This window comes from Nocardiopsis alba (genome assembly GCF_000710955.1).
Taxonomy (GTDB): Bacteria; Actinomycetota; Actinomycetes; order Streptosporangiales; family Streptosporangiaceae; genus Nocardiopsis; species Nocardiopsis alba.
Genome location: NZ_BAZE01000008.1, coordinates 166,009 through 184,225, shown reverse-complemented (window position 1 = coordinate 184,225; position 18,217 = coordinate 166,009). Strand labels below are relative to the sequence as shown.

19 protein-coding genes, 1 tRNA gene and 1 riboswitch are annotated in these 18,217 nt (G+C 69.7%); of the genes, 15 read left to right on the top strand and 5 right to left on the bottom strand.

The features are described from left to right. Positions 1-60: 60 nt before the first annotated feature. The 4 genes from TR33_RS16310 to TR33_RS16295 all read left to right on the top strand — a co-directional run bounded on the left by TR33_RS16310 (position 61) and on the right by TR33_RS16295 (position 2,521). Positions 61-693, top strand: a complete 633-nt coding sequence (locus TR33_RS16310; protein ID WP_017533295.1) for a 5-formyltetrahydrofolate cyclo-ligase — start codon at positions 61-63, stop codon at positions 691-693. A 170-nt stretch (positions 694-863) separates the two neighbouring features. Then, positions 864-1,241 (top strand): FmdB family zinc ribbon protein, encoded by a 378-nt coding sequence (locus TR33_RS16305; RefSeq protein WP_014910673.1) that lies wholly within the window; start codon positions 864-866, stop codon positions 1,239-1,241. Positions 1,242-1,377: 136 nt separating this feature from the next. After that, positions 1,378-2,025: an SAF domain-containing protein gene (locus TR33_RS16300; protein ID WP_042283920.1), complete on the top strand. Its 648-nt coding sequence runs from the start codon at positions 1,378-1,380 to the stop codon at positions 2,023-2,025. Between the two features lie 82 nt (positions 2,026-2,107). Next, a complete protein-coding gene (locus TR33_RS16295) occupies positions 2,108-2,521 on the top strand; it encodes an MscL family protein (RefSeq protein ID WP_014911884.1) in 414 nt (137 codons plus the stop codon). A 68-nt stretch (positions 2,522-2,589) separates the two neighbouring features. Here TR33_RS16295 and TR33_RS16290 read toward each other — a convergent pair whose 3' ends face one another. Further along, the gene (locus TR33_RS16290; RefSeq protein ID WP_042283918.1) at positions 2,590-3,699 is read right to left on the bottom strand and encodes a M15 family metallopeptidase; all 1,110 of its coding nucleotides are present in this window, start codon (positions 3,697-3,699) and stop codon (positions 2,590-2,592) included. Positions 3,700-4,121: 422 nt separating this feature from the next. Here TR33_RS16290 and TR33_RS16285 point away from each other — a divergent pair. Both TR33_RS16285 and TR33_RS16280 read left to right on the top strand, forming a co-directional pair. Then, positions 4,122-4,194 (top strand) — tRNA-Arg (locus TR33_RS16285). Between the two features lie 308 nt (positions 4,195-4,502). Then, positions 4,503-4,724, top strand: coding sequence for a hypothetical protein (locus TR33_RS16280; RefSeq protein ID WP_017533293.1), 222 nt, complete (start codon positions 4,503-4,505; stop codon positions 4,722-4,724). Here the strand turns inward: TR33_RS16280 and TR33_RS16275 are convergent. From TR33_RS16275 to TR33_RS16265, 3 genes are all read right to left on the bottom strand, one after another. Next, positions 4,721-5,488, bottom strand: a complete 768-nt coding sequence (locus TR33_RS16275) for a class I SAM-dependent methyltransferase (RefSeq protein ID WP_017533292.1) — start codon at positions 5,486-5,488, stop codon at positions 4,721-4,723. The two genes, TR33_RS16280 and TR33_RS16275, sit on opposite strands and share 4 nt — an antisense overlap. 87 nt (positions 5,489-5,575) lie before the next feature. Beyond that, a complete protein-coding gene (locus TR33_RS16270; protein ID WP_042283916.1) occupies positions 5,576-6,814 on the bottom strand; it encodes a phospholipase D-like domain-containing protein in 1,239 nt (412 codons plus the stop codon). A gap of 138 nt (positions 6,815-6,952) precedes the next feature. Next, on the bottom strand, positions 6,953-7,744 hold the full coding sequence (locus TR33_RS16265; protein WP_017533291.1) for a class I SAM-dependent methyltransferase: 792 nt from the start codon (positions 7,742-7,744) through the stop codon (positions 6,953-6,955). A gap of 176 nt (positions 7,745-7,920) precedes the next feature. Between TR33_RS16265 and TR33_RS16260 the strand changes: the two genes are divergently transcribed. The 7 genes from TR33_RS16260 (at position 7,921) to TR33_RS16230 (ending at position 15,223) form a co-directional block, all read left to right on the top strand. Then, entirely contained in the window at positions 7,921-8,982 is a 1,062-nt protein-coding gene (locus TR33_RS16260) for an STM4015 family protein (RefSeq protein WP_042283915.1), read from the top strand. A gap of 52 nt (positions 8,983-9,034) precedes the next feature. Beyond that, positions 9,035-10,003, top strand: coding sequence for an STM4015 family protein (locus TR33_RS16255; RefSeq protein WP_042283912.1), 969 nt, complete (start codon positions 9,035-9,037; stop codon positions 10,001-10,003). Beyond that, a complete protein-coding gene (locus tag TR33_RS16250) occupies positions 10,000-11,181 on the top strand; it encodes an STM4014 family protein (RefSeq protein WP_042283910.1) in 1,182 nt (393 codons plus the stop codon). Before TR33_RS16255 ends, TR33_RS16250 begins: the two co-directional genes overlap by 4 nt. A 44-nt stretch (positions 11,182-11,225) precedes the next feature. Further along, on the top strand, positions 11,226-12,053 hold the full coding sequence (locus tag TR33_RS16245; protein WP_017533287.1) for an STM4013/SEN3800 family hydrolase: 828 nt from the start codon (positions 11,226-11,228) through the stop codon (positions 12,051-12,053). Positions 12,054-12,064: 11 nt separating this feature from the next. After that, a complete protein-coding gene (locus TR33_RS16240) occupies positions 12,065-13,399 on the top strand; it encodes an STM4012 family radical SAM protein (RefSeq protein WP_042284025.1) in 1,335 nt (444 codons plus the stop codon). A gap of 4 nt (positions 13,400-13,403) precedes the next feature. Then, positions 13,404-14,342, top strand: a complete 939-nt coding sequence (locus TR33_RS16235; RefSeq protein ID WP_042283907.1) for an STM4011 family radical SAM protein — start codon at positions 13,404-13,406, stop codon at positions 14,340-14,342. Positions 14,343-14,407: 65 nt separating this feature from the next. Further along, complete coding sequence (locus tag TR33_RS16230; RefSeq protein WP_017533284.1) at positions 14,408-15,223, top strand: HAD family hydrolase; 816 nt, start codon at positions 14,408-14,410, stop codon at positions 15,221-15,223. 62 nt (positions 15,224-15,285) lie between these two features. Here TR33_RS16230 and TR33_RS16225 read toward each other — a convergent pair whose 3' ends face one another. Next, entirely contained in the window at positions 15,286-15,600 is a 315-nt protein-coding gene (locus tag TR33_RS16225; RefSeq protein ID WP_017533283.1) for a DMT family transporter, read from the bottom strand. 31 nt (positions 15,601-15,631) lie between these two features. After that, positions 15,632-15,698: riboswitch (guanidine-III (ykkC-III) riboswitch) on the bottom strand. Between the two features lie 299 nt (positions 15,699-15,997). Here TR33_RS16225 and TR33_RS16220 point away from each other — a divergent pair. Together TR33_RS16220 and TR33_RS16215 are read left to right on the top strand one after the other, a co-directional pair. Beyond that, positions 15,998-16,411, top strand: coding sequence for a DUF485 domain-containing protein (locus TR33_RS16220; RefSeq protein ID WP_014909354.1), 414 nt, complete (start codon positions 15,998-16,000; stop codon positions 16,409-16,411). Further along, positions 16,408-18,108 (top strand): monocarboxylic acid transporter, encoded by a 1,701-nt coding sequence (locus TR33_RS16215; RefSeq protein WP_017533282.1) that lies wholly within the window; start codon positions 16,408-16,410, stop codon positions 18,106-18,108. Before TR33_RS16220 ends, TR33_RS16215 begins: the two co-directional genes overlap by 4 nt. The last annotated feature ends 109 nt before the right edge of the window (positions 18,109-18,217 follow it).

Sequence of the window (18,217 nt, the reverse complement as noted above, 5' to 3'; positions counted from 1 at the left end):
CTGGGTTCACCGAAGGGGTGACGAACGCCCTCCCCGACGGCACGATGTCACACTGGCCCCATGGGTGAGTCGAACGCTCGGAGCCGATCCGACAAGCGCGCGCTGCGGGAACGTCTCCTCTCCGCACGCCGGGCGCGGAGCCCCGAGGAGCGCGCTCGCACGGGGGCCGCGATCCGCTCCGTCCTGCTGAGGCTGCCCGCTCCGCCCCTCGGCGGCACCATCGCCTGCTACTACTCCGTGGGCGGCGAACCCGACACCCGAGGCCTGGTGGAGGATCTGTGGAGGGAGGGATCACGGGTGTTGCTCCCGATCTTCCGACCGGACGGTCCGATGGACTGGGCCGATTACGAGGGGCCCGAGAGCCTCGTCCCCGCCGGACACGGCCTGCTCGAACCCGGCGGCCCCCGCCGCGGCACCGAGGCGCTCGGCCTGGCCGACCTGGTGATCTGTCCGGCCCTGGCGGTGGACCGCCGCGGCATGCGTCTGGGACGGGGCGCCGGCTGGTACGACCGCGCCCTGGAGTACAAGAGACCGGACGCCCCGGCCCTCGCCCTGGTCCACGACGAGGGCCTCGTCGAGTCCGTGCCCACCGAACCGCACGATCGCCCGATGGACGCGGTGGTGAGCCCGGGCGCGGGGCTGCTCCGCTTCACCCCTCTCCTTCCGGCCCTTGCCACGGCGACCGGGGATTAAGCCGACCACCTGGAACGTTGACGTCTTCGTCCGTGTCCCGACGGGGTCGGGCACGCGGCTCCCCTCCTCCGTTCCGCGACGTCGACGAGGGGCTGTCGCGGCCCTGGTCGGCGAACGCGTACTATTTAGCAGTCAACGGGCGTGAGTGCCGGCAAGGAGGACTTGGAACAGTGCCTACGTATCAGTACGCGTGCACCGAGTGTGACGCCCAGATGGAGGTCGTACAGAGCTTCAGCGACGACTCTCTGACGGTCTGCCCCGAGTGCGAGGGGCGCCTGCGCAAGGTGTACTCGGCCGTGGGGATCGTCTTCAAGGGTTCGGGCTTCTACCGCACCGACAGCGGCAAGAGCACCACGAACAGCTCGGCGCTGACCGGCTCCTCCGAGAGCAAGGACAGCGGCTCCGGCGACACCGCCAAGTCCGGTGCCGCCACCGGGTCCACCGATTCCGGAAGCGCCTCCGGGGCGGCCAAGGACTCCTCGAACAGCACCAAGAGCACCGGTTCCACCACCGCCACCGCCGGCAGTGGTGGCGCGAGCGGTAGCTGAGCCACCGCACCGTTGACCGTGGCCGCGCCGCCGAGACCCCTCGGCGGCGCTTTCGTGTGTCCGGGAACCCGACGGCCGGAGATCCACCCTGTGGACAACCGCCCCGACCGCCCTTCGCCGTTCTAGCGTTGGAGGTATGGCCGATACCCCCTACCGCCACCGTCGCGGCCTTCTCCGACTCCTGGAGCGGTATCGGCGCCTCGTGGCGGCGCTGCTGACCGCGCTCGCCGCGATCTGCGCCGTGCTCGTCCTCCGTCCCCTTCCCGAGCCCGTCACCGAGGTCCTGGTCGCCGCCCACGATCTGGACGCCTCCGCTCCCCTGACCGAGACCGACCTCGACACCCGGGAGCTGCCCGACCGTCTTCTCCCCGAGGGCTCGCTCCGGCCCGGAGGCCGGGCCGCCGGACTGACGCCCAACGCCCCGGTGCGGGCCGGTGAGGTACTGACCGACGCCCGCCTGAGAGACCCTCCGGCCCTCCCCTACGGTCCCGGCCTGGTCGCCGTCCCGGTCCGGGTCTCCGACCCCGGGGCGGTGTCACTGCTCTCCCCCGGCAGCCGGGTGGACGTCCTGGCCGCCCGAGGGGGCGACGACCTCTCGAGCCCGTCCTCGCGCCCGGGGCCGGCGACCGAGGTGGTCGAGGACCGCCCCGTGCTCTCGATACCCGAGGAGGGCTCCGGTGGGGAGGGCGGGGCGCTCATCCTCATCGCCGCCACCCCGGGCGAGGCCCGCCTCCTGGCCGGACACGCGACCACTTCACGACTGTCCGTCACCATCCGCGGTTGACCGATGACCAAAGGTGGTGAAAGCTGTCCCAGGCGTCCAAGGGGACGCCTCAGAACAATCCCGATCACGTAGGGCAGCTTCCATGGAAGGCTTCAAGAAGTTCCTGCTCCAGGGCAACCTGGTGCAGTTGGCGGTCGCGGTCGTCATCGGCGCCGTTTTCTCCGGTCTCATCACCGCGTTCACCGAAGGGTTCATCACCCCGCTGCTCGGCATCTTCGGGGGTGTCCCCACCTTCGGCGACCTGTACTTCGAGATCAACGGCAGCCGCTTCCTCTACGGCGCCTTCATCGATGCCCTGATCTCCTTCCTGCTCACCGCGGCGATCCTGTACTTCTTCGTGGTCCTGCCCACAAGCAAGCTGTTGGAGAAGCTGATCAAGGCTGAGGAGGCCAGCACCCGCGAGTGCCCGCTCTGCTTCACCGAGATCAACAAGAAGGCCAGCCGCTGCCCCGCCTGCACCGGCGAGGTCACCCCGGAGATCACCACCACGGCCTAGGCGCACGTACCCCGCACACGCGTGAGGGCGGTCCCCGCGGGGACCGCCCTCACGCGTTCTCGGTAACGCTAACCCTCGAACTCCCAATGCCAGGGTTCGAACGGGTTGGACTTGGCCCAGGCCGGATGGATCCAGCCGTAGCGGCCCCCGTTGGTCTCCATCCAGTTCCACTTGTCGGAGCGGAAGTTCTGGATGCCGCACCCGAGGTCGATCGCCTGTCCCAGACCGTGGTTACTGGTGCCCGGGACCGCCGCGAAACCGGGCGGCACCTCGCCGTACACACGGTGCTGGTTGGGCAGGTCACGGTAGGAGCTGGTGATGCAGATGTTCTCGCCGAACTGCTCCACGTGCTCCATGTTCAGTTCGAGGAAGGCCTTGGCGGCGTCCGCTCGAAGGGAATGCCCGTCGTAGAGCTCGCACAGGGCCTCCTTCGGCAGCAGGCCGTTGGGGTAGCCGTCCGCCTTGGAGGCGGCCGAGGGGTCGCAGTCGGCCGCGGCCATGAAGGTGTCCGGGTCCAGCCCTCGCGACTCCAGTTCGTCGGTGAGCGCGTTCGTGCTCTCCTCGGACTGGGCGCGCAGGTCGTCCACCTTGGCTGCGAGCTCGGCCTGTTCGAGCTGGGTGAAGGTCTGGAGGTCCTGGGCTTCGCCGGCCAGGCCGATCTGCTCCTCGCGCAGGTCGGTGGCGTCCTGGATGAGCGCCTGGTTGTCCTCGGAGAGCTTGGCCGCGTAGGACTGCGTCTGAAGGTCCTCGTCGAGGTCGCCCGCCGCGAGGATGCCCAGCACCCCGGCCTCGGGCTGCTGGTACATGGTGCTGGCCAACTGGGCGAGCGGTTCGCGCATCTCACCGAGGTCCACCTCGATGCGCTGGAGCTCGTGAAGGGTGTCGACCAGTTCCTCCTGGGCCTTCTCCAGCTCCTCCTGGCGCTCGACGTACTCGTCGGTCGCCTTCTCCAGCTCCTTGGACGCCTCCTCGGCGTTGTTACGCAGTTCCTCCAGGCTCGACTGCGCGGATGCGGGCTCCAGGCCCGACTCCGGCAGAGGGACGACCAGCAGAGCGGTGAACAGGACGAGTGTGAGCGCCTGCGTCATCCGGACCCGCTGAAGCGTCCCCAGGGCGCCCAACGCCCCGGTACCCGGCGCGCGGGACCTGCGCCGCGCCGAATCAGAAGTGAACGGCACGAAGATCCTCCGGCTGCATTTTCCTCGAACACCTACTCGTGACCGCAAGGCAAGGTACTACATGTCCACATGCGGACACACTGGACAGATCTGGCTGAAGGTGGCTTCTCGGGGCCGTCGGCCGCCTCGATGGGCGGCACCCCGGCCCGCCTTCCGTGGAAGACCTGGTCGTCAGAGCGACAACACCTGTCACATCCATCAACCCACAGTGACCGTAACGCTCAACCTGCCATAATCGCGACACGCGACATGAACAACATCACACCGTCACCAGGACAACCGATCGTAGGTCAGCGTACTGTGCCACGTACACAGCGTGCCCCCAAGGCACCCGCCGAACACCAATCGGCACCCCATGCACGCCCATCCTGGGTTAGGCTTGACCCCGAGACGGGGTAACCTCCGTCTCTGGTGATCATCATGGCTCCGTAGCTCAGGGGATAGAGCACCGCTCTCCTAAAGCGGGTGCCGCAGGTTCGAATCCTGCCGGGGCCGCCGTGAGAACCGTGGGGCGTCATCTCCGTTCGGAGGTGGCGCCCTCGTCGTTTTCCCGCACCAGAATTCACCCTACTGGCGGCCAACTCCTCACAAACCCGCCCGCCCACCCCTCTCCCCGTGTCCCTTTCCGCCCACGGGAGAACGGCTGCCGGTGAACCGGGGCGGACAAGGTGGGCGGTCTTCGGGGAGGAGATCGTCCGGCGCGTCGTGTCGGAACGTCGCTTCGAGCCCTCGGACGTCGATCATGGAGACCCGACCGACCAGGTCGGAGGGGTCGCGACCATGGTCGAACGGGGAGTGGGCGAATGGCGGGCGAGGACGACCGGACCGAACGGGAGACGGGGCGGGCCCCCGGATCGCGGGGGCGGCAGAGGGGCGGGTCGCCCTCGGCGATCGCGTCGGCGCTCACGAGGGACCCCCAGCCGGGACCCCAGCACTGGGGCGGACCCCGACCCAGGCGCGCCAAGCCCGACGTGTTCTTCCCGCGCGACTTCCCCCACCTGGCCCCGCCCAAGAAGAGGGGCTAGGAACGGCGGGGTCGGAGCACGTAGCCGACGTAGCCGTATTCGTGGCCGTGCTCCCGGTACAGCCGGATCTCCCTGCGGACGTCCTCGGCGGCGGCGATCGCGTGCGGGTCCTCCGGGTCGATCATGGCGGCCCGCGCGTCCAACGGTGCGTAGTAGGCCTCCACCCAGTCGCTGTCGGGGAGCAGGTAGGTGGCGGTCACCGTGTAGCCGGCCGCGGTGGCCTGCTCGACGTTCTCCCCGGTGCCGCGCAGCGGGTAGGCGGCGTCCCAGTACGCTCGGGCCTCCTTCGAGGGGGCGTCGGTGAGCCACCCGCATTCGGTGACCACCAGGACTCCCTCGGGGGAGAGCAGCCGACGCCAGGAGGCCAGCGCCGAGCCGAAGCCGATGTTGTAGGCGGCGCCCTCACTCCAGATCAGGTCGAGGGAACCGTCGGGCAGGTCGTCCAGGGCGTCCATCGATCCGTGTCGCGCGTGGACGCGGTCGGCGACCCCGGCGGCCTCCGCGGCCGTCCTCAGCTGTTCGAGGAAGGGCGGATAGACGTCCACGGCGGTCACGTGCGCCCCTTCGATCCCGGCCAGGATCAGGGTCGCCGCGCCGGTGCCGCTGCCCAGGTCCAGTACGCGGGGCCGCTCCGGCAGGGGCGCGGCCAGGGAGAGAAGCAGTTCGGTGGTGGCCCGCGAGCCCGGCCCCTGACGTTCCTGTCCCTCGTGCAGGGTGAGCGCCGCTTTGAGCGAAGGGTCGTCGAAGTCGAGGTCGAACGCCATGAGGGCACTCCGTGTCGGGTCGTGTGATCAGGGACGACGGGGGGCGCGGGGGACCCACCCTAGCCCTCTTCCCCCGGTTCTCGGGGGTCAGAGGAGGTTGCGCCAGGGCATGAGGACGATCTCGCTGAACTTGGCCATGAAGGGACGGCTCCGCCATTCCTCCTCGGTCAGCTCCCGGGCGTTGGTGAGGTCGGTGGTGAAGACCCGCTCCAGGTGCGCGGCGACGTCCTCGTCGAAGAGTTCCACGTTGATCTCGTAGTTGCCGGTCAGGCTGAGCCGGTCGACGTTGGCGGTGCCGATGGTGCTCCAGCGGCCGTCCACGGTGGCGGTCTTGGCATGCACCATGGCGTTCTGGTAGAGCCACAGCCGCACTCCGCCCCGGAGCAGCTCGGCGTAGCGGCCCCGGGCCATCCAGTCGGCGACGACGTGGTTGGAGTTCTCCGGGACGAGGACGTTGACGTCCACCCCCCGTTCGGCGGCCTCGATGAGGACCTTGGCCAGCTCCCGATCGGGGATGAAGTAGGCCTGGGTGAAGATCACCCGCGTTTTGGCCCGATCCACCGCCTCCAGGAACATCGCCCGGATCGGATAGATGAGGAGTTCGGGCACGTTGCGGTGGACCCGGATGCGGGAGTCCCACTCGGCCTGGCCGAGCCCCTCCAGTTCGGGTTCGCGGGCGCCCTTGTTGGTGTTCCAGAAATCGATGAAGGCGTTCTCCAACTCCCACACCGCGGGCCCGGCCACCTTGAGGTGGGTGTCGCGCCATTCGATGGCGTAGGTGGAACCGATGTTGAAGCCTCCGACGAACCCCACCTCACCGTCCACGGTGAGGATCTTGCGGTGGTCACGGCCGGATTTGCGCACGTTCAGGAACAGCACGCCGACGCGGAAGGCGGGGTAGCGCAGGACCCGCACCGAGGGCGGGAAGTCGAAGAAGCGTCGGGGGACCACGAGGTTGGCGAAGCCGTCGTAGACGACGTACACCTCCACACCGCGTTCGGTGGCCTCGATCAGGGCGGCCTTGAACTCCTGGCCCACGGCGTCGGACTTGACGATGTAGGACTCGAAGAGGATGCGGCGCCTCGCCCCTCGAATGGCGTCGAGCATGTCCTCGAAGAGGTCCGTGCCGTAGGTGTAGACCGTGGCGGTGTTGTCGCCGACCGGTATCGACGCGGGTTCGGTGCGGGGGAAACCGGCCCGGTGGGGGCGCACCTTCTTGCGCCAGTGATCGATCCCGATGAGGGTGGCGACCACGGCGACCTGGGTGGCGAGCAGGCCCAGCAGTCCTCGCCGGACCCAGGTCATGACGGTCGAGCGTCTCAGCATACGGTCGCCTCCCGGAACAGGACGTCCGCCGCGGACCGCCCATGACGGCGACCCGACACAGGTTCCGTCCCACCGTATACCTGCGCACAGCAGGACACCGGCCGCGAATCGCCCGTATCGCCGATCTCTCTTTCGAGGTCAGTCGTCCTCGCGACGTTCGAGGACGAGCAGCTCGGTGGTGGGGCTCTCCGTACGCCCGCGGACCAGCCGGCGGTCCACCTGGTAGAGCGCCGCTCCGGCCAGCCATCCGGTCGGCCCGGTGAGCGTGACCGCGCGCAGGAAGGCCCCCCAGACCTTGCGCCAGGGCAGGGAGGCGTCCACTTGGGCGTTCATCAACATGAGCATCGGTACGCGATGGACGATGTCGAACCCGGCCTTGTCCGCCACCGCGGTGATCGTCTCCAGGGTCCGGTTGACCTGGTGCTCGCCGCGCTGTTCGGGGCGTTGGAGGCAGTTCTCCGAGATGATGAGGGTGCCGCCCGGGCGCACGACCCGGCCGAGCTGGACGAAGGCGGAGGCGTAGCGGTCGTCGTCGGTGATGTGGAAGAGCACGTCCATGCAGGAGGCGACGTCGAAGTCGGCCCGGCCGAAGGCGTCCAGTTCCGAGGCGTCCTGCCGGACGAAACGGTGGCGGGGGAAACGTCCCCGTAGGCGTTCCACGGCGGCGTCGGTCATGTCGCAGCCGGTCACCTCGCCGGCGCCGAGTCGGTCCCACAGCCCCACGTAGAAGCCGGTGCCGCTGCCCACGTCCAGGACACTGGACCCGCCGAGCCCGAGACGACCGATCTCGCGGAGGAAGACCTCCTCGCGCACCTTGTACATCCAGCTGTTGAAGGGCCTGCCCAGAGCGCGGTAGCCCACCCCGCTCTCGGTCCAGTCCCCTTCGAGGCGATGCTCCCAGAAGTCGCGCAGTTCACTGTGTGTAGCCATGCCATAACTCTCACACCGGGCGGCGGTGTTGTCCTGTCGAAGCGCCGGGGCCCCGCGCGGTTCTCCCCCTCCCCCGGCCTCGGAGAAGGAGGTGGTGGCCGCGACGGCACGGTGTGCCGGGTTTGTCCCCGCGAGGCGCTAGACATGGAACATCCGCGGCACACCCAGGAGAGCGCATGACCATCAACCAGAACCTGACCGAGTTCGCCGGCCTGCCGGTGGTGGACTTCCCCGCCGAAGGGCTCGACGAGTACTCCCTGCCGCGAGGGGATTCCGGCCTGACCCACGAGGAGCACCGGGATCGGTGGATCGAGGCGGCGAAGGATCCGGCCGCGTGGGCCTGGCGGCTGCGCGTCGAGTCCTACGAACCGGAGGAGGAGTTCGGTCCGTGTTTCCTGCGTTTTCTCGAGGCGGTGGACACCACGCCCATCACCGCCCTGGTCGTGGGCATGACCGGTTCGGTGGAGGACGAGCCCGGCTACCTGGAGGCCCGTGACCTGCTGATCCGGCACCGGGACGCGTTCCCGAACCTGAGCTCGATCTTCCTCGGCGACGTGACCTTCGAGGAGAGCGAGGTGTCCTGGCTGAACCACACGGACGTGGCTCCGCTCCTGGCCGCCTACCCCGAGCTGGACACCCTGGTCACGCGCGGTACCGGCGATTCCCAGTACCGGGCTTCGGACGAGGAGCCGACCGAGGACACCGTGTTGCGGCTGCACGTCCCCCGTCACGAGGGACTGCGACGTCTCATCGTCGAGTCGGGCGGCCTGCGCGGGCGGACGTGCCGGGAGCTCTGCTCCTCCGACCTGCCTCGACTGGAGCACCTGGAGTTGTGGTTGGGGGTGGACACCTACGGCTACGACGCCGTCCCCGAGGACCTGGCCCCGCTCCTGTCCGGCGAGGCCTTCCCCGGCCTGCGCCACCTGGGCCTGCGCAACGCGGAGGACACCGACGACTGGGTGAGGGTCCTGGCCTCGGCCCCGATCCTGGCCCGTCTGGAGTCCCTGGATCTGTCCTTGGGCACCCTCCGGGAGGAGGGGGCGCGGATCCTGATGGAGACGCCCGCCTTCCACGCTCTGCGCCGGATCGACCTGCACCACCACTACCTCCCGGAGGAGACGCGCGACCGGCTCCGCGAGGCGCTGACCGCCTCCGGAGTGGAGGTCGACCTGAGCGAGGAGCGCGAGCCCTCCCATTTCTCCGGCGAGGACCTCTACTACCCGGCCGTGGGCGAGTGAGCGCGCCGCGTTCCGACCGCACCCCTCTCCCCTCCCCGACGAAGGAGCGTCCATGATCGGCGAGCGCCTCACCGAGTACGCGGGACTTCCCGTGGTCGACTTCCTCGAGGACGAGGAGGACCGGCCCACGCCGTCCTCGGTCGTCTGGCGGCTGCATTCCATGTACGGCGAGGAGGGGTTCCTCGGCACGGTGGACCGGTTCGTCCAGGAGGTGGACACCTCGAAGGTCACCGCCCTGGTGATCGGCGACTGGGGGATCGAGGGCGGCAACGACCTCTCCTCCGCCGGGGCGCGCGACGCCCTCATCGAGCACGCCGCCGCGTTCCCCGCGCTGCGTTCCCTGTTCCTCGGCGACATCACCTTCGAGATGAGCGAGATCTCGTGGCTCCAGCAGTCCGACCTGGCCCCGCTCCTGGTCGCCTATCCGGCTCTGGAGGAACTGGCCGTCCGCGGGGTGGGCGACACCTACGTCGACCCCGACGTACTGGCGTTGCACGTCCCCGCGCACCCCTCTCTGCGCTCCCTGACCGTGCAGAGCGGCGGTCTGCCCGGACGGGTCGTGCGCGAGATCGTCTCGTCGGCCCCGCTCCCGTTGGAACGGCTGGAGCTGTGGCTGGGCGTGGAGCACTACGGATACGACGTCGTTCCCGAGGACCTGGCGCCGATCCTGTCCGGCGAGGCCTTCCCCGACCTGCGCCACCTGGGCCTGCGCAACGCGCAGGACACCGGTGACTGGGCGCGCCGTCTGACCGCGTCGCCGCTCCTGGCCCGGCTCACCTCCGTGGACCTCTCCCTGGGCTCCCTGCGCGAGAAGGACGTCGAGCACCTGATCGCCTCGGTGCCGCTCCTGGCCCATCTGGAGAGCCTGGACCTGCACCACCACTACCTGTCGGAGGAGGAGACCGAGCGGGTGCGCGCCGCGTTCGCCGAGACGGGCGTACGGGTCGACCTCTCCGATCGGCGGGAGGTCCGCGGCGACGAGGACGACCTCTTCACCTACTACCCGTCCGTGGGCGAGTGACCGTGCCCCTACCGTCGATCGACCGTCCCCTGGTGGTGGTGTGCGTGCCGGGCAGTCGGCGGCGCGCCCTGTTCGCCGAGGCGGCCCGGGGACTCGGTCTACCGGAACCGGCCGTGCTCCCCTGGCACGAGCTGGCCGACCCCTCCGCGACCGTGCGCCTGCCCGAGAGCGCCCTGGTGCGGGTCGACTCGGCCGGCGAGGACACCGCCACCGCGCGACTGTTACGCGGGCTCCCCCACGATCCGGACCTTTACCGGGTGGAGGGGGCGGCCGAGCAGCACCGGGGGTTCGTGCGCGCCCTGGAACGGCTGTCCACGGTGGTGGCGTCCACCCCCGACGCCCACCTGCTCCAGGACCCGGCCGACCTGGTGGACATGTGCGACAAGCGCCGCTGCCACGCCCGGCTGGAGGCGGCGGGAAACCCGGTGCCGCCGGCCCTGCCCGGACCGATCACCGGATACGGGCACCTGCGCTCCCTCATGGCCGAGCACCGGATGCCCCGGGTGTTCGTCAAACCGGCGCACGGCTCGTCCGCGTCCGGGGTGATCGCGTTGTCGACGGCCTCGGGGGGCCGGGTCAGGGCCGTCACCTCCGCCGCTCTGCGCCGTTCCGAGGACGGTCGGGCGGAGCTGTACAACTCCCTGCGCCTGCGCACCTACACCGACGAGGCCGAGGTCGCGGCGGTGGTGGACGCGCTGGCCGCCGAGGGCCCGCACGTGGAACGCTGGTCGCCCAAGGCCTCCCTCGATGGTCGCGTGGTGGACCTCCGGGTCCTGGTCGTGGCGGGTCGTGCCACCCACGTGGTGGTGCGCTCGTCCCGTTCTCCGTTGACGAACCTGCACCTGGGCAACGCCCGAGGGGACCTGGAGGCGCTGCGCTCGAGCATGGGCCCCGGTTCCTGGGGCGAGGCGATGTCCGTCGCCGAACGGGCCGCCGCGGTCTTCGGTTCCACTCTGCACGCCGGGGTGGACCTGTTGATCTCACCCGACCGTCGTCGGTTCACGATCTGCGAGGTCAACGCCTTCGGCGACCTTCTCCCCGGGGTCCTGCACGAGGGGCGGAGCACCCACGCGGAACAGCTGCACGCCCTGGCGACCGGTCGTTTCCCCGTACCGCCCCGCCGAACCCCGTCCCCCGAGTCCCGATATCCGTCCTCACCCACACTGGAACCTCGTTGAACACCAGCACGACCGGGGCCGTCCGGCCCGGAGCCACACCGGACATGAACACCGTGGTGGGCACGCACGACATCCTGCTGCTCACCCTGGACACCCTGAGGTACGACGTGGCGGTCGAACTCGCCGACGCCGGCCGTATCCCGAACCTGGCCCGCCTGCTCCCCGAGGGCGGTTGGGAGGAGCGGCACTCCCCCGCGAGCTTCACCTACGCCTCCCACCTGGCCATGCTCGCCGGGTTCCTGCCCACCCCCTCCTCCCCCGGCCCTCACCCCCGCCTGTTCGCCGCCGCCTTCCCCGGCAGCGTCTCGACCGCCCCGGGCACCTGGACGTTCGACACCCCGGACCTGGCCTCGGGCCTGGCCGCCGAGGGCTATCACACGGCCTGTGTGGGCGGTACCGGCTTCTTCAACCGCCGTTCGGCCCTGGGGTCGGTGCTGCCCGACATGTTCGCCGAGAGCCATTGGGAGGAGTCCTTCGGGGTCACCGACCCCCGTTCCTTCGAGCACCAGGTGGAGCGGGCCGTCTCGATCACCACGGCGATCCCCGCCGAGCGCCCCCTCTTCCTCCTGCTCAACGTGTCCGCCCTGCACCAGCCCAACTGGTTCCATCTGCCCGGGGCGACCCGCGAGGCCGGTGACACCAGGGAGAGCCACGCCGCCGCCCTGGAGTACGTGGACCGCCACCTGCCCCCGCTGCTCACCGCGATGGCCGCCCGCCGCCCCTGTTTCGCGATCGTGTGCTCGGACCACGGCACCGCCTACGGCGAGGACGGGCACACGGGCCACCGGATCGGCCACGAGGTCGTGTGGACGGTCCCCTACACGCACGCCGTCCTGCCGCACGGCCACGTCCACGAGGAGGAGAACGCGTGAGCGTCGTCCCGATGACCGAGCCCGTGCGCCCGGACTCCCCGTACCGCTCGTACGTGTACGCCTATCCGCACAAGACGGCCTATCGCCCGTTCGAGGAACGGCCGCGCCTGGCCGACCTGTGGCGGGACGAGGAGGTCGGCGCGCTGTCGCTGTACGCGCACATCCCCTTCTGCGAGATGCGCTGCGGCTTCTGCAACCTGTTCACCCGCTCCACCCCGCCGGCCGAACAGGTCACCGCCTACCTCGACGCCATGGAGCGGCAGGCCGAGGCCGTCGTCTCCGGCCTGCCGGAAGGCGCCTCCTTCGCCCGCGCGGCCCTGGGCGGCGGCACCCCCACCTACCTGACCGCCGACGAGCTGGCGCGGACCTACGCCATCATCGAATCGGCCTTCGGGGTGGACCTGAAGCGGATCCCGATGTCCGTGGAGACCTCACCGGCCACCGCGACCCCGGATCGGCTCCGGGTCCTGGAGTCGCTCGGCGTCACCCGGATCAGCATGGGGGTGCAGAGCTTCCTCGACCCCGAGGCGCACGCCGCCGGCCGTCCGCAGAAGCGCGCGGAGGTGGACCTCGCCCTGGCCGCCATCCGCGAGCACACCCGCGCCGACCTCAACGTGGACCTCATCTACGGCATCGAGCGGCAGACCCCGGACACCTGGAGGTACTCGCTGGACACGGCGCTGTCGTGGCGACCGGAGGAGGTCTACCTCTACCCGCTCTACGTGCGCCCGCTCACCGGTCTGGGTCGTCGCGCCCGAGCCTGGGACGACCACCGTCTGTCCCTGTACCGCCAGGGCCGGGACCATCTGCGCGAGCGCGGATACGAGCAGGTGTCCATGCGGATGTTCCGTCGGGCGGACGCACCGACGACGGTCCTCCCCGACCATTCCTGTCAGACCGACGGCATGGTGGGTCTGGGCTGTGGTGCCCGCTCCTACACCCGCGGCACCCACTACTCCTTCGACTACGCGGTGGGGATCGGGAAGGTGCGGTCGATCATCGAGGACTACGTCGGCCGGGACACCGAGGACTTCACCCGGGCCGAGGTGGGGTTCCACCTGGACGAGGAGGAACGTCGCCGCCGCCACGTGCTCCAGTCGCTGTTGCGGGTGGAGGGGTTGGACGTGGCCGCCTACACGGAGCGGTTCGGCTCCCACCCGGCCGCCGACCTGCCCACCGAGTTCGCCGCCCTGAACGCCCGGGGATGGCTGGTCCCCGGGGAGGACTCCATCGACTCCGGAACGCTCCGTCTCACCGAGGAGGGCCTGGCCCACTCCGACGCGATCGGACCGGACCTGTTCTCCGCGCGGGTGAACCGGCTCATGGACGAGTACGAGGCCGGGTGACCCGATGACCTCGAACCGTCTCGTCGACCTGCCCGACCCGTCCCCCCGGGCGGGGCCGGGTTCGCACGCCCCTCTCCCGGAGCACCTCACCCTTCTCTACCGGGGCCCGTTGGCCAGTTGCGACTACGACTGCCCCTACTGTCCCTTCGCCAAACGTCGGGACTCCCCCGAGACCCTGCGCGTGGACCGGGCCGCCCTGGAACGCTTCACCGACTGGGTGGCGGCCCGGGCCGAGGCCGACCCCGGAACCCGGATCTCGGTGCTCTTCACCCCGTGGGGCGAGGGGCTGGTCCGCTCCTGGTACCGGCGGGCCATCACCCGGCTGAGCTGTATGGCGCACGTGGAGCGGGTGGCGATCCAGACCAACCTGAGCGGACGGACGGGCTGGCTCGCCGACTGCGACCGGACGAAGGCGGCGCTGTGGGCCACCTACCACCCCGGCGAGGTGGCGCACGAGCGTTTCCTCGCCAAGGCCCGCGAACTGACCGCCATGGGCGTGCGCTTCAGCGTGGGAACGGTGGGTCTGCCCGAACACCTGGACGCGGTCCGGCGGATGCGCGCCGATCTGCCCGAGGAGGTGTACCTGTGGGTGAACGCCGCCGAGGGGCGCTCCTACACCGACGCCGAGGCGGCCCTCTGGCAGGCGATCGATCCGCACTTCCACTACAGTCGCCTCCCTCACCCCGCCCGGGGTCTTCCCTGTCGTACGGGTGACACCGTGCTGTCCGTGGACGGCGAGGGGAACGTACGACGGTGTCACTTCGTGAACGTGCCGCTGGGCAACCTGTACGACGGCTCCTTCCGCGCGCGCCTGGGGCCCTCGGCCTGCCCTCTCACGAGCTGTGACTGCCACATCGGCTACGTCCATCTGGAGTCGTTGGACCTGTACGAGGTGTTCCGGGGAGGCGTGATCGAGCGGATCCCCGCCCGGTGGCCCTCCTGACGGGCGGACGTCAGAAGCATCGGTATCCCCTCGAAACCGTCCTTCTCGACCGCCATAATGCGTCCATGGTCCTTCCTCGTGTCATCGCCACCGACCTCGACGGAACCCTCCTCGGACGCACGGGAGAGGTCTCCGAACGCAACCGACGGGCCCTGAACTCCGCCATCGAGGCGGGCGTCCGGGTGGTGATCGTGACCGCCCGACCGCCTCGGGACACCGAGCACATCGCCGCCCTGTTCGACTGCGCCGCGGTGGTCTGCGGCAACGGCGCCCACGCCCGGATCCCCGGCCGGGACCCCCTGCTCCGAGCGATCGACCCCTCCCTCTCCGAGACCCTCGTCACCAAGATCCGCGCCTCCCTGCCCGACGCCGACCTCGGTTTCGGGGTGGAGACCGGAACGGGCTTCTACCACGACGCCGACTACGCGCTCGAATGGTGGATGTCGCCCGACGGGGTCTCGGGGGTGCTCGACGACACCGACGCCCTGCTGGAGGCGGCCTCCCCGGTCGCCAAACTCCTCGTCCGTTCGGCGGGCACCCCGGTGAACCTGATGTACGAGGCGGCCCTGAGCGCCGTCGGCCCTCTGGCCGAGGTGACCTACTCCGGTGGGGCCGGACTGTTGGAGGTGAGCGCGGCCGGGGTGAACAAGGGCGGCACCCTCGCCCTGTTGTGCGAGGAGTGGGGGGTGGCCCGCGAGGAGGTGGTGGCCTTCGGCGACATGCCCAACGACCTCTCCGCCCTCACCTGGGCCGGATCCGGTTACGCGATGGAGAGCGGACACCCGGGGCTGCTCGCCCCGGAGCTGGGACTGCGGGTGGCCCCGTCCAGCTTCGAGGACGGCGTGGGCCGCGTGGTCGAGGAGCTCCTGGCCGGAGCCTGAGGCCGGACATGGAACCGCCCCGGAACGTCTCGGACGTTCCGGGGCGGGGTCTTTCCCGGGGTTCAGTGGAGCAGCTTGAGGCCGATCACACCGGCCACGATCGCGATCAGGCACAGCGCCTTGGGAAGGCTGAAGCCCTCCCCGAGGAAGAAGGAGCCGATCAGAGCGGTGCCGACCACACCGATCGACACCCACACGGCGTAGCCGGTGCCCAGGGGGATGGTGCGCAGCGCGTAGGCCAGACCGGCCATGCTCAGCGCCAGGGTGACCACGAAGGTCACCGACGGCCACAGACGGGTGAAGCCCTGAGAGGCGTTGAGCGCCGCCGCCCAGGCGGTCTCGAGAAGACCCGAGATCACGAGTACGAGCCAGGCCATGACCTGTTACCTCCACGAACGCAGGGATCGGTGCGCGCCGTCTTGTCATGACCGGGTACGGCGCCCTCGTCCGGGGTCCACAGGTGCTCGAACGGTACAACGGCCCCCTTCACGGGGGGATTCCGGGGTGGGTGGAGGGGTCGGTCACCATCGTCGGGCGTCGTGTCCGACGTCGGACGCGACCGCCCGGCGACCGTTCGGCGCTTCAGGTGACCGTTGGTCGCACGGTGGACGACCGCTCGACGCTCCGCGTCCGCGTTCGGCGCTCGCCCGCGCGAGCCCCCTGCTCAGGGCGAGTGCCCCTCCTTACAGTGCCGGGTAACCCAGGTCACATATCGGGAACCGGCACCCGTCGGCGCACACGACCCCTGCCCATCCCCCGGAGGTAACGAGCAGCATGGCCACACAATCGTCATCGTCGGCGAAGGATCCGACACCGACACCACGGGAGGACGAGGCCCACTCGGCCGAGCCCATCCCGACCGAGGCGTTCGTCGCGATGCACGCCGACCCGCGTTTCCACCGACTCCGTCGCACCCTCTTCGTCTTCGTCTTCCCGATGACCGTGGCGTTCCTGCTCTGGTACGCGCTCTACGTCGTGCTCTCGGGGTTCGCCCGCGACTTCATGGCGATCGAGGTGGCCGGCGGGGTCAACATGGCTCTCCTGCTCGGGCTGCTCCAGTTCGTCACCACCTTCGGGATCGCGATCCTCTACTCCTGGTACGCCCGCAAGAGGTTCGACCCGCTCTCCTACGAACTGCGTGACGAGCTCATGGGGCTCGCCGAGAAGAAGTCGGAGGAGAACAGGTGATCCTCTCCAGCGGACTCCTCCTCGCCCAAGAGGGCGCGGTGACCGGGGCCAGCAGGACCATCACCATGGTCCTGTTCCTCATCACCATCGTCGGCACCCTGGCCATCACCGCCTGGGCCAACAAGCGCACCCACACCGCCACGGACTTCCACTCCGGAGGCCGCGGGTTCAGCGCCCCCCAGAACGGCTTCGCCATCGCCGGCGACTACATGTCGGCGGCGTCCTTCCTCGGTATCGCGGGCACCATCGCCCTCTTCGGCTACGACGGCTTCCTCTACTCCATCGGCTTCCTCGTCGCCTGGCTGATCGCCCTCCTGCTGGTCGCCGAACTGCTGCGCAACTCCGGCCGCTACACCATGGGCGACGTGCTGTCCTACCGGATGCGACAGCGCCCCGTCCGTACCGCGGCGGCGGTCTCCACCCTGACCGTGTCGATCTTCTATCTGATCGCGCAGATGGTCGGCGCGGGCGCCCTGATCGCCCTGCTGCTGGGGATCCAGGGAGACCAGACCTACCTGGGCATGTCCGGGGACGTCGCGAAGATCATGGGGATCGTCGTGGTCGGCCTGCTCATGGTCATCTACGTGACCTTCGGCGGTATGAAGGGCACCACCTGGGTCCAGATCGTCCAGGCCGCCTTCCTCATGGTCGCGGTCGCCTTCCTGGTCATGCTGACCCTGTCGATCTACGGCTTCAACTTCGGCGCCCTCATGGACGCCGCGGCCTCCAACAGCGGCAAGGGCGAGGCGTTCCTCCAGCCTGGCCAGGTGTACGGCCAGGAGGTCCCGGGCGACGCCCTCCAGACCATGTGGAACAAGCTGGACCTGATCAGCCTCGGCATGGCCCTGGTGCTGGGCACCGCGGGTCTGCCGCACATCCTGATCCGCTTCTACACGGTCCCGGACTCGACCACCGCGCGTAAGTCCGTCAACTGGGGTATCGGCCTCATCGGCGTCTTCTACCTGATGACCCTCGTCCTCGGTTTCGGGGCCGCGGCCCTGGTGGGACACGAGACGATCTCCGAACAGAACCCGGCCGGCAACACGGCCGCGCCGATGCTCGCCGAGGCGGTGGGCTCCAACATCGGCGGTTCGCTGTTCGCCTCGATCATGCTGGCGGTCATCGCCTCCGTGGCCTTCGCGACCATCCTCACGACGGTGGCCGGTCTGACCATCGCCTCGTCCTCCTCCCTGGCTCACGACTTCTACAACTCCGTGATCCGCGGGGGCAAGGCCACCGGCGCCGAGGAGGTCAAGGTCGCCCGGATCGTCACGTGGTTCGTGGGCCTGGTGGCGATCGTGCTGGCGGTGTTCGCGCAGAACCTCAACGTGGCCTTCCTGGTCTCCCTGGCGTTCGCCATCGCGGCGTCCGCCAACCTGCCTCCGCTGCTGCTCAGCCTGTTCTGGAAGCGGTTCAACACCACCGGGGCCCTGGCCGGTATCTACGGCGGCCTGATCGGCGCGGTCGGTCTGGTGTTCTTCTCGCCGGTGGTCTCCGGCTCCGAGAGCGCGCTCATGCCCAACGTCGACTTCGCGTGGTTCCCGCTGCCCAACCCGGCCCTGGTGTCGGTGCCGCTGGGTCTGCTCTGCGCCGTGGTCGGCACCTACATGTCCAAGGAGCGCGACTACGAGAAGTTCGCGATGCTCCAGGTCCGCGCCCTCACCGGCGCGGGGGCGGAGAAGGCCGCCGACCACTGACCGTCATGGGCGGGGTCCACGACGCCGCCCGTACCCCCGGCCCGCCGGTCTCCTTCGGGGACCGGCGGGTCCGTGCGTTCCTTCGTCGGGAAAGGGAGACCCGGACGTG

What these genes read in the sequence shown, in the direction of transcription:
- TR33_RS16235 (WP_042283907.1), top strand. Translation starts at nt 13,404, where the DNA reads ATGACCTCGAACCGTCTCGTCGACCTGCCCGACCCGTCCCCCCGGGCG.
- TR33_RS16310 (WP_017533295.1), top strand. Translation starts at nt 61, where the DNA reads ATGGGTGAGTCGAACGCTCGGAGCCGATCCGACAAGCGCGCGCTGCGG.
- TR33_RS16255 (WP_042283912.1), top strand. Translation starts at nt 9,035, where the DNA reads ATGATCGGCGAGCGCCTCACCGAGTACGCGGGACTTCCCGTGGTCGAC.
- TR33_RS16295 (WP_014911884.1), top strand. Translation starts at nt 2,108, where the DNA reads ATGGAAGGCTTCAAGAAGTTCCTGCTCCAGGGCAACCTGGTGCAGTTG.
- TR33_RS16240 (WP_042284025.1), top strand. Translation starts at nt 12,065, where the DNA reads ATGACCGAGCCCGTGCGCCCGGACTCCCCGTACCGCTCGTACGTGTAC.
- TR33_RS16270 (WP_042283916.1), bottom strand. Translation starts at nt 6,814, where the DNA reads ATGCTGAGACGCTCGACCGTCATGACCTGGGTCCGGCGAGGACTGCTG.
- TR33_RS16260 (WP_042283915.1), top strand. Translation starts at nt 7,921, where the DNA reads ATGACCATCAACCAGAACCTGACCGAGTTCGCCGGCCTGCCGGTGGTG.
- TR33_RS16245 (WP_017533287.1), top strand. Translation starts at nt 11,226, where the DNA reads ATGAACACCGTGGTGGGCACGCACGACATCCTGCTGCTCACCCTGGAC.
- TR33_RS16300 (WP_042283920.1), top strand. Translation starts at nt 1,378, where the DNA reads ATGGCCGATACCCCCTACCGCCACCGTCGCGGCCTTCTCCGACTCCTG.
- TR33_RS16265 (WP_017533291.1), bottom strand. Translation starts at nt 7,744, where the DNA reads ATGGCTACACACAGTGAACTGCGCGACTTCTGGGAGCATCGCCTCGAA.
- TR33_RS16280 (WP_017533293.1), top strand. Translation starts at nt 4,503, where the DNA reads ATGGCGGGCGAGGACGACCGGACCGAACGGGAGACGGGGCGGGCCCCC.
- TR33_RS16225 (WP_017533283.1), bottom strand. Translation starts at nt 15,600, where the DNA reads ATGGCCTGGCTCGTACTCGTGATCTCGGGTCTTCTCGAGACCGCCTGG.
- TR33_RS16220 (WP_014909354.1), top strand. Translation starts at nt 15,998, where the DNA reads ATGGCCACACAATCGTCATCGTCGGCGAAGGATCCGACACCGACACCA.
- TR33_RS16230 (WP_017533284.1), top strand. Translation starts at nt 14,408, where the DNA reads ATGGTCCTTCCTCGTGTCATCGCCACCGACCTCGACGGAACCCTCCTC.
- TR33_RS16275 (WP_017533292.1), bottom strand. Translation starts at nt 5,488, where the DNA reads ATGGCGTTCGACCTCGACTTCGACGACCCTTCGCTCAAAGCGGCGCTC.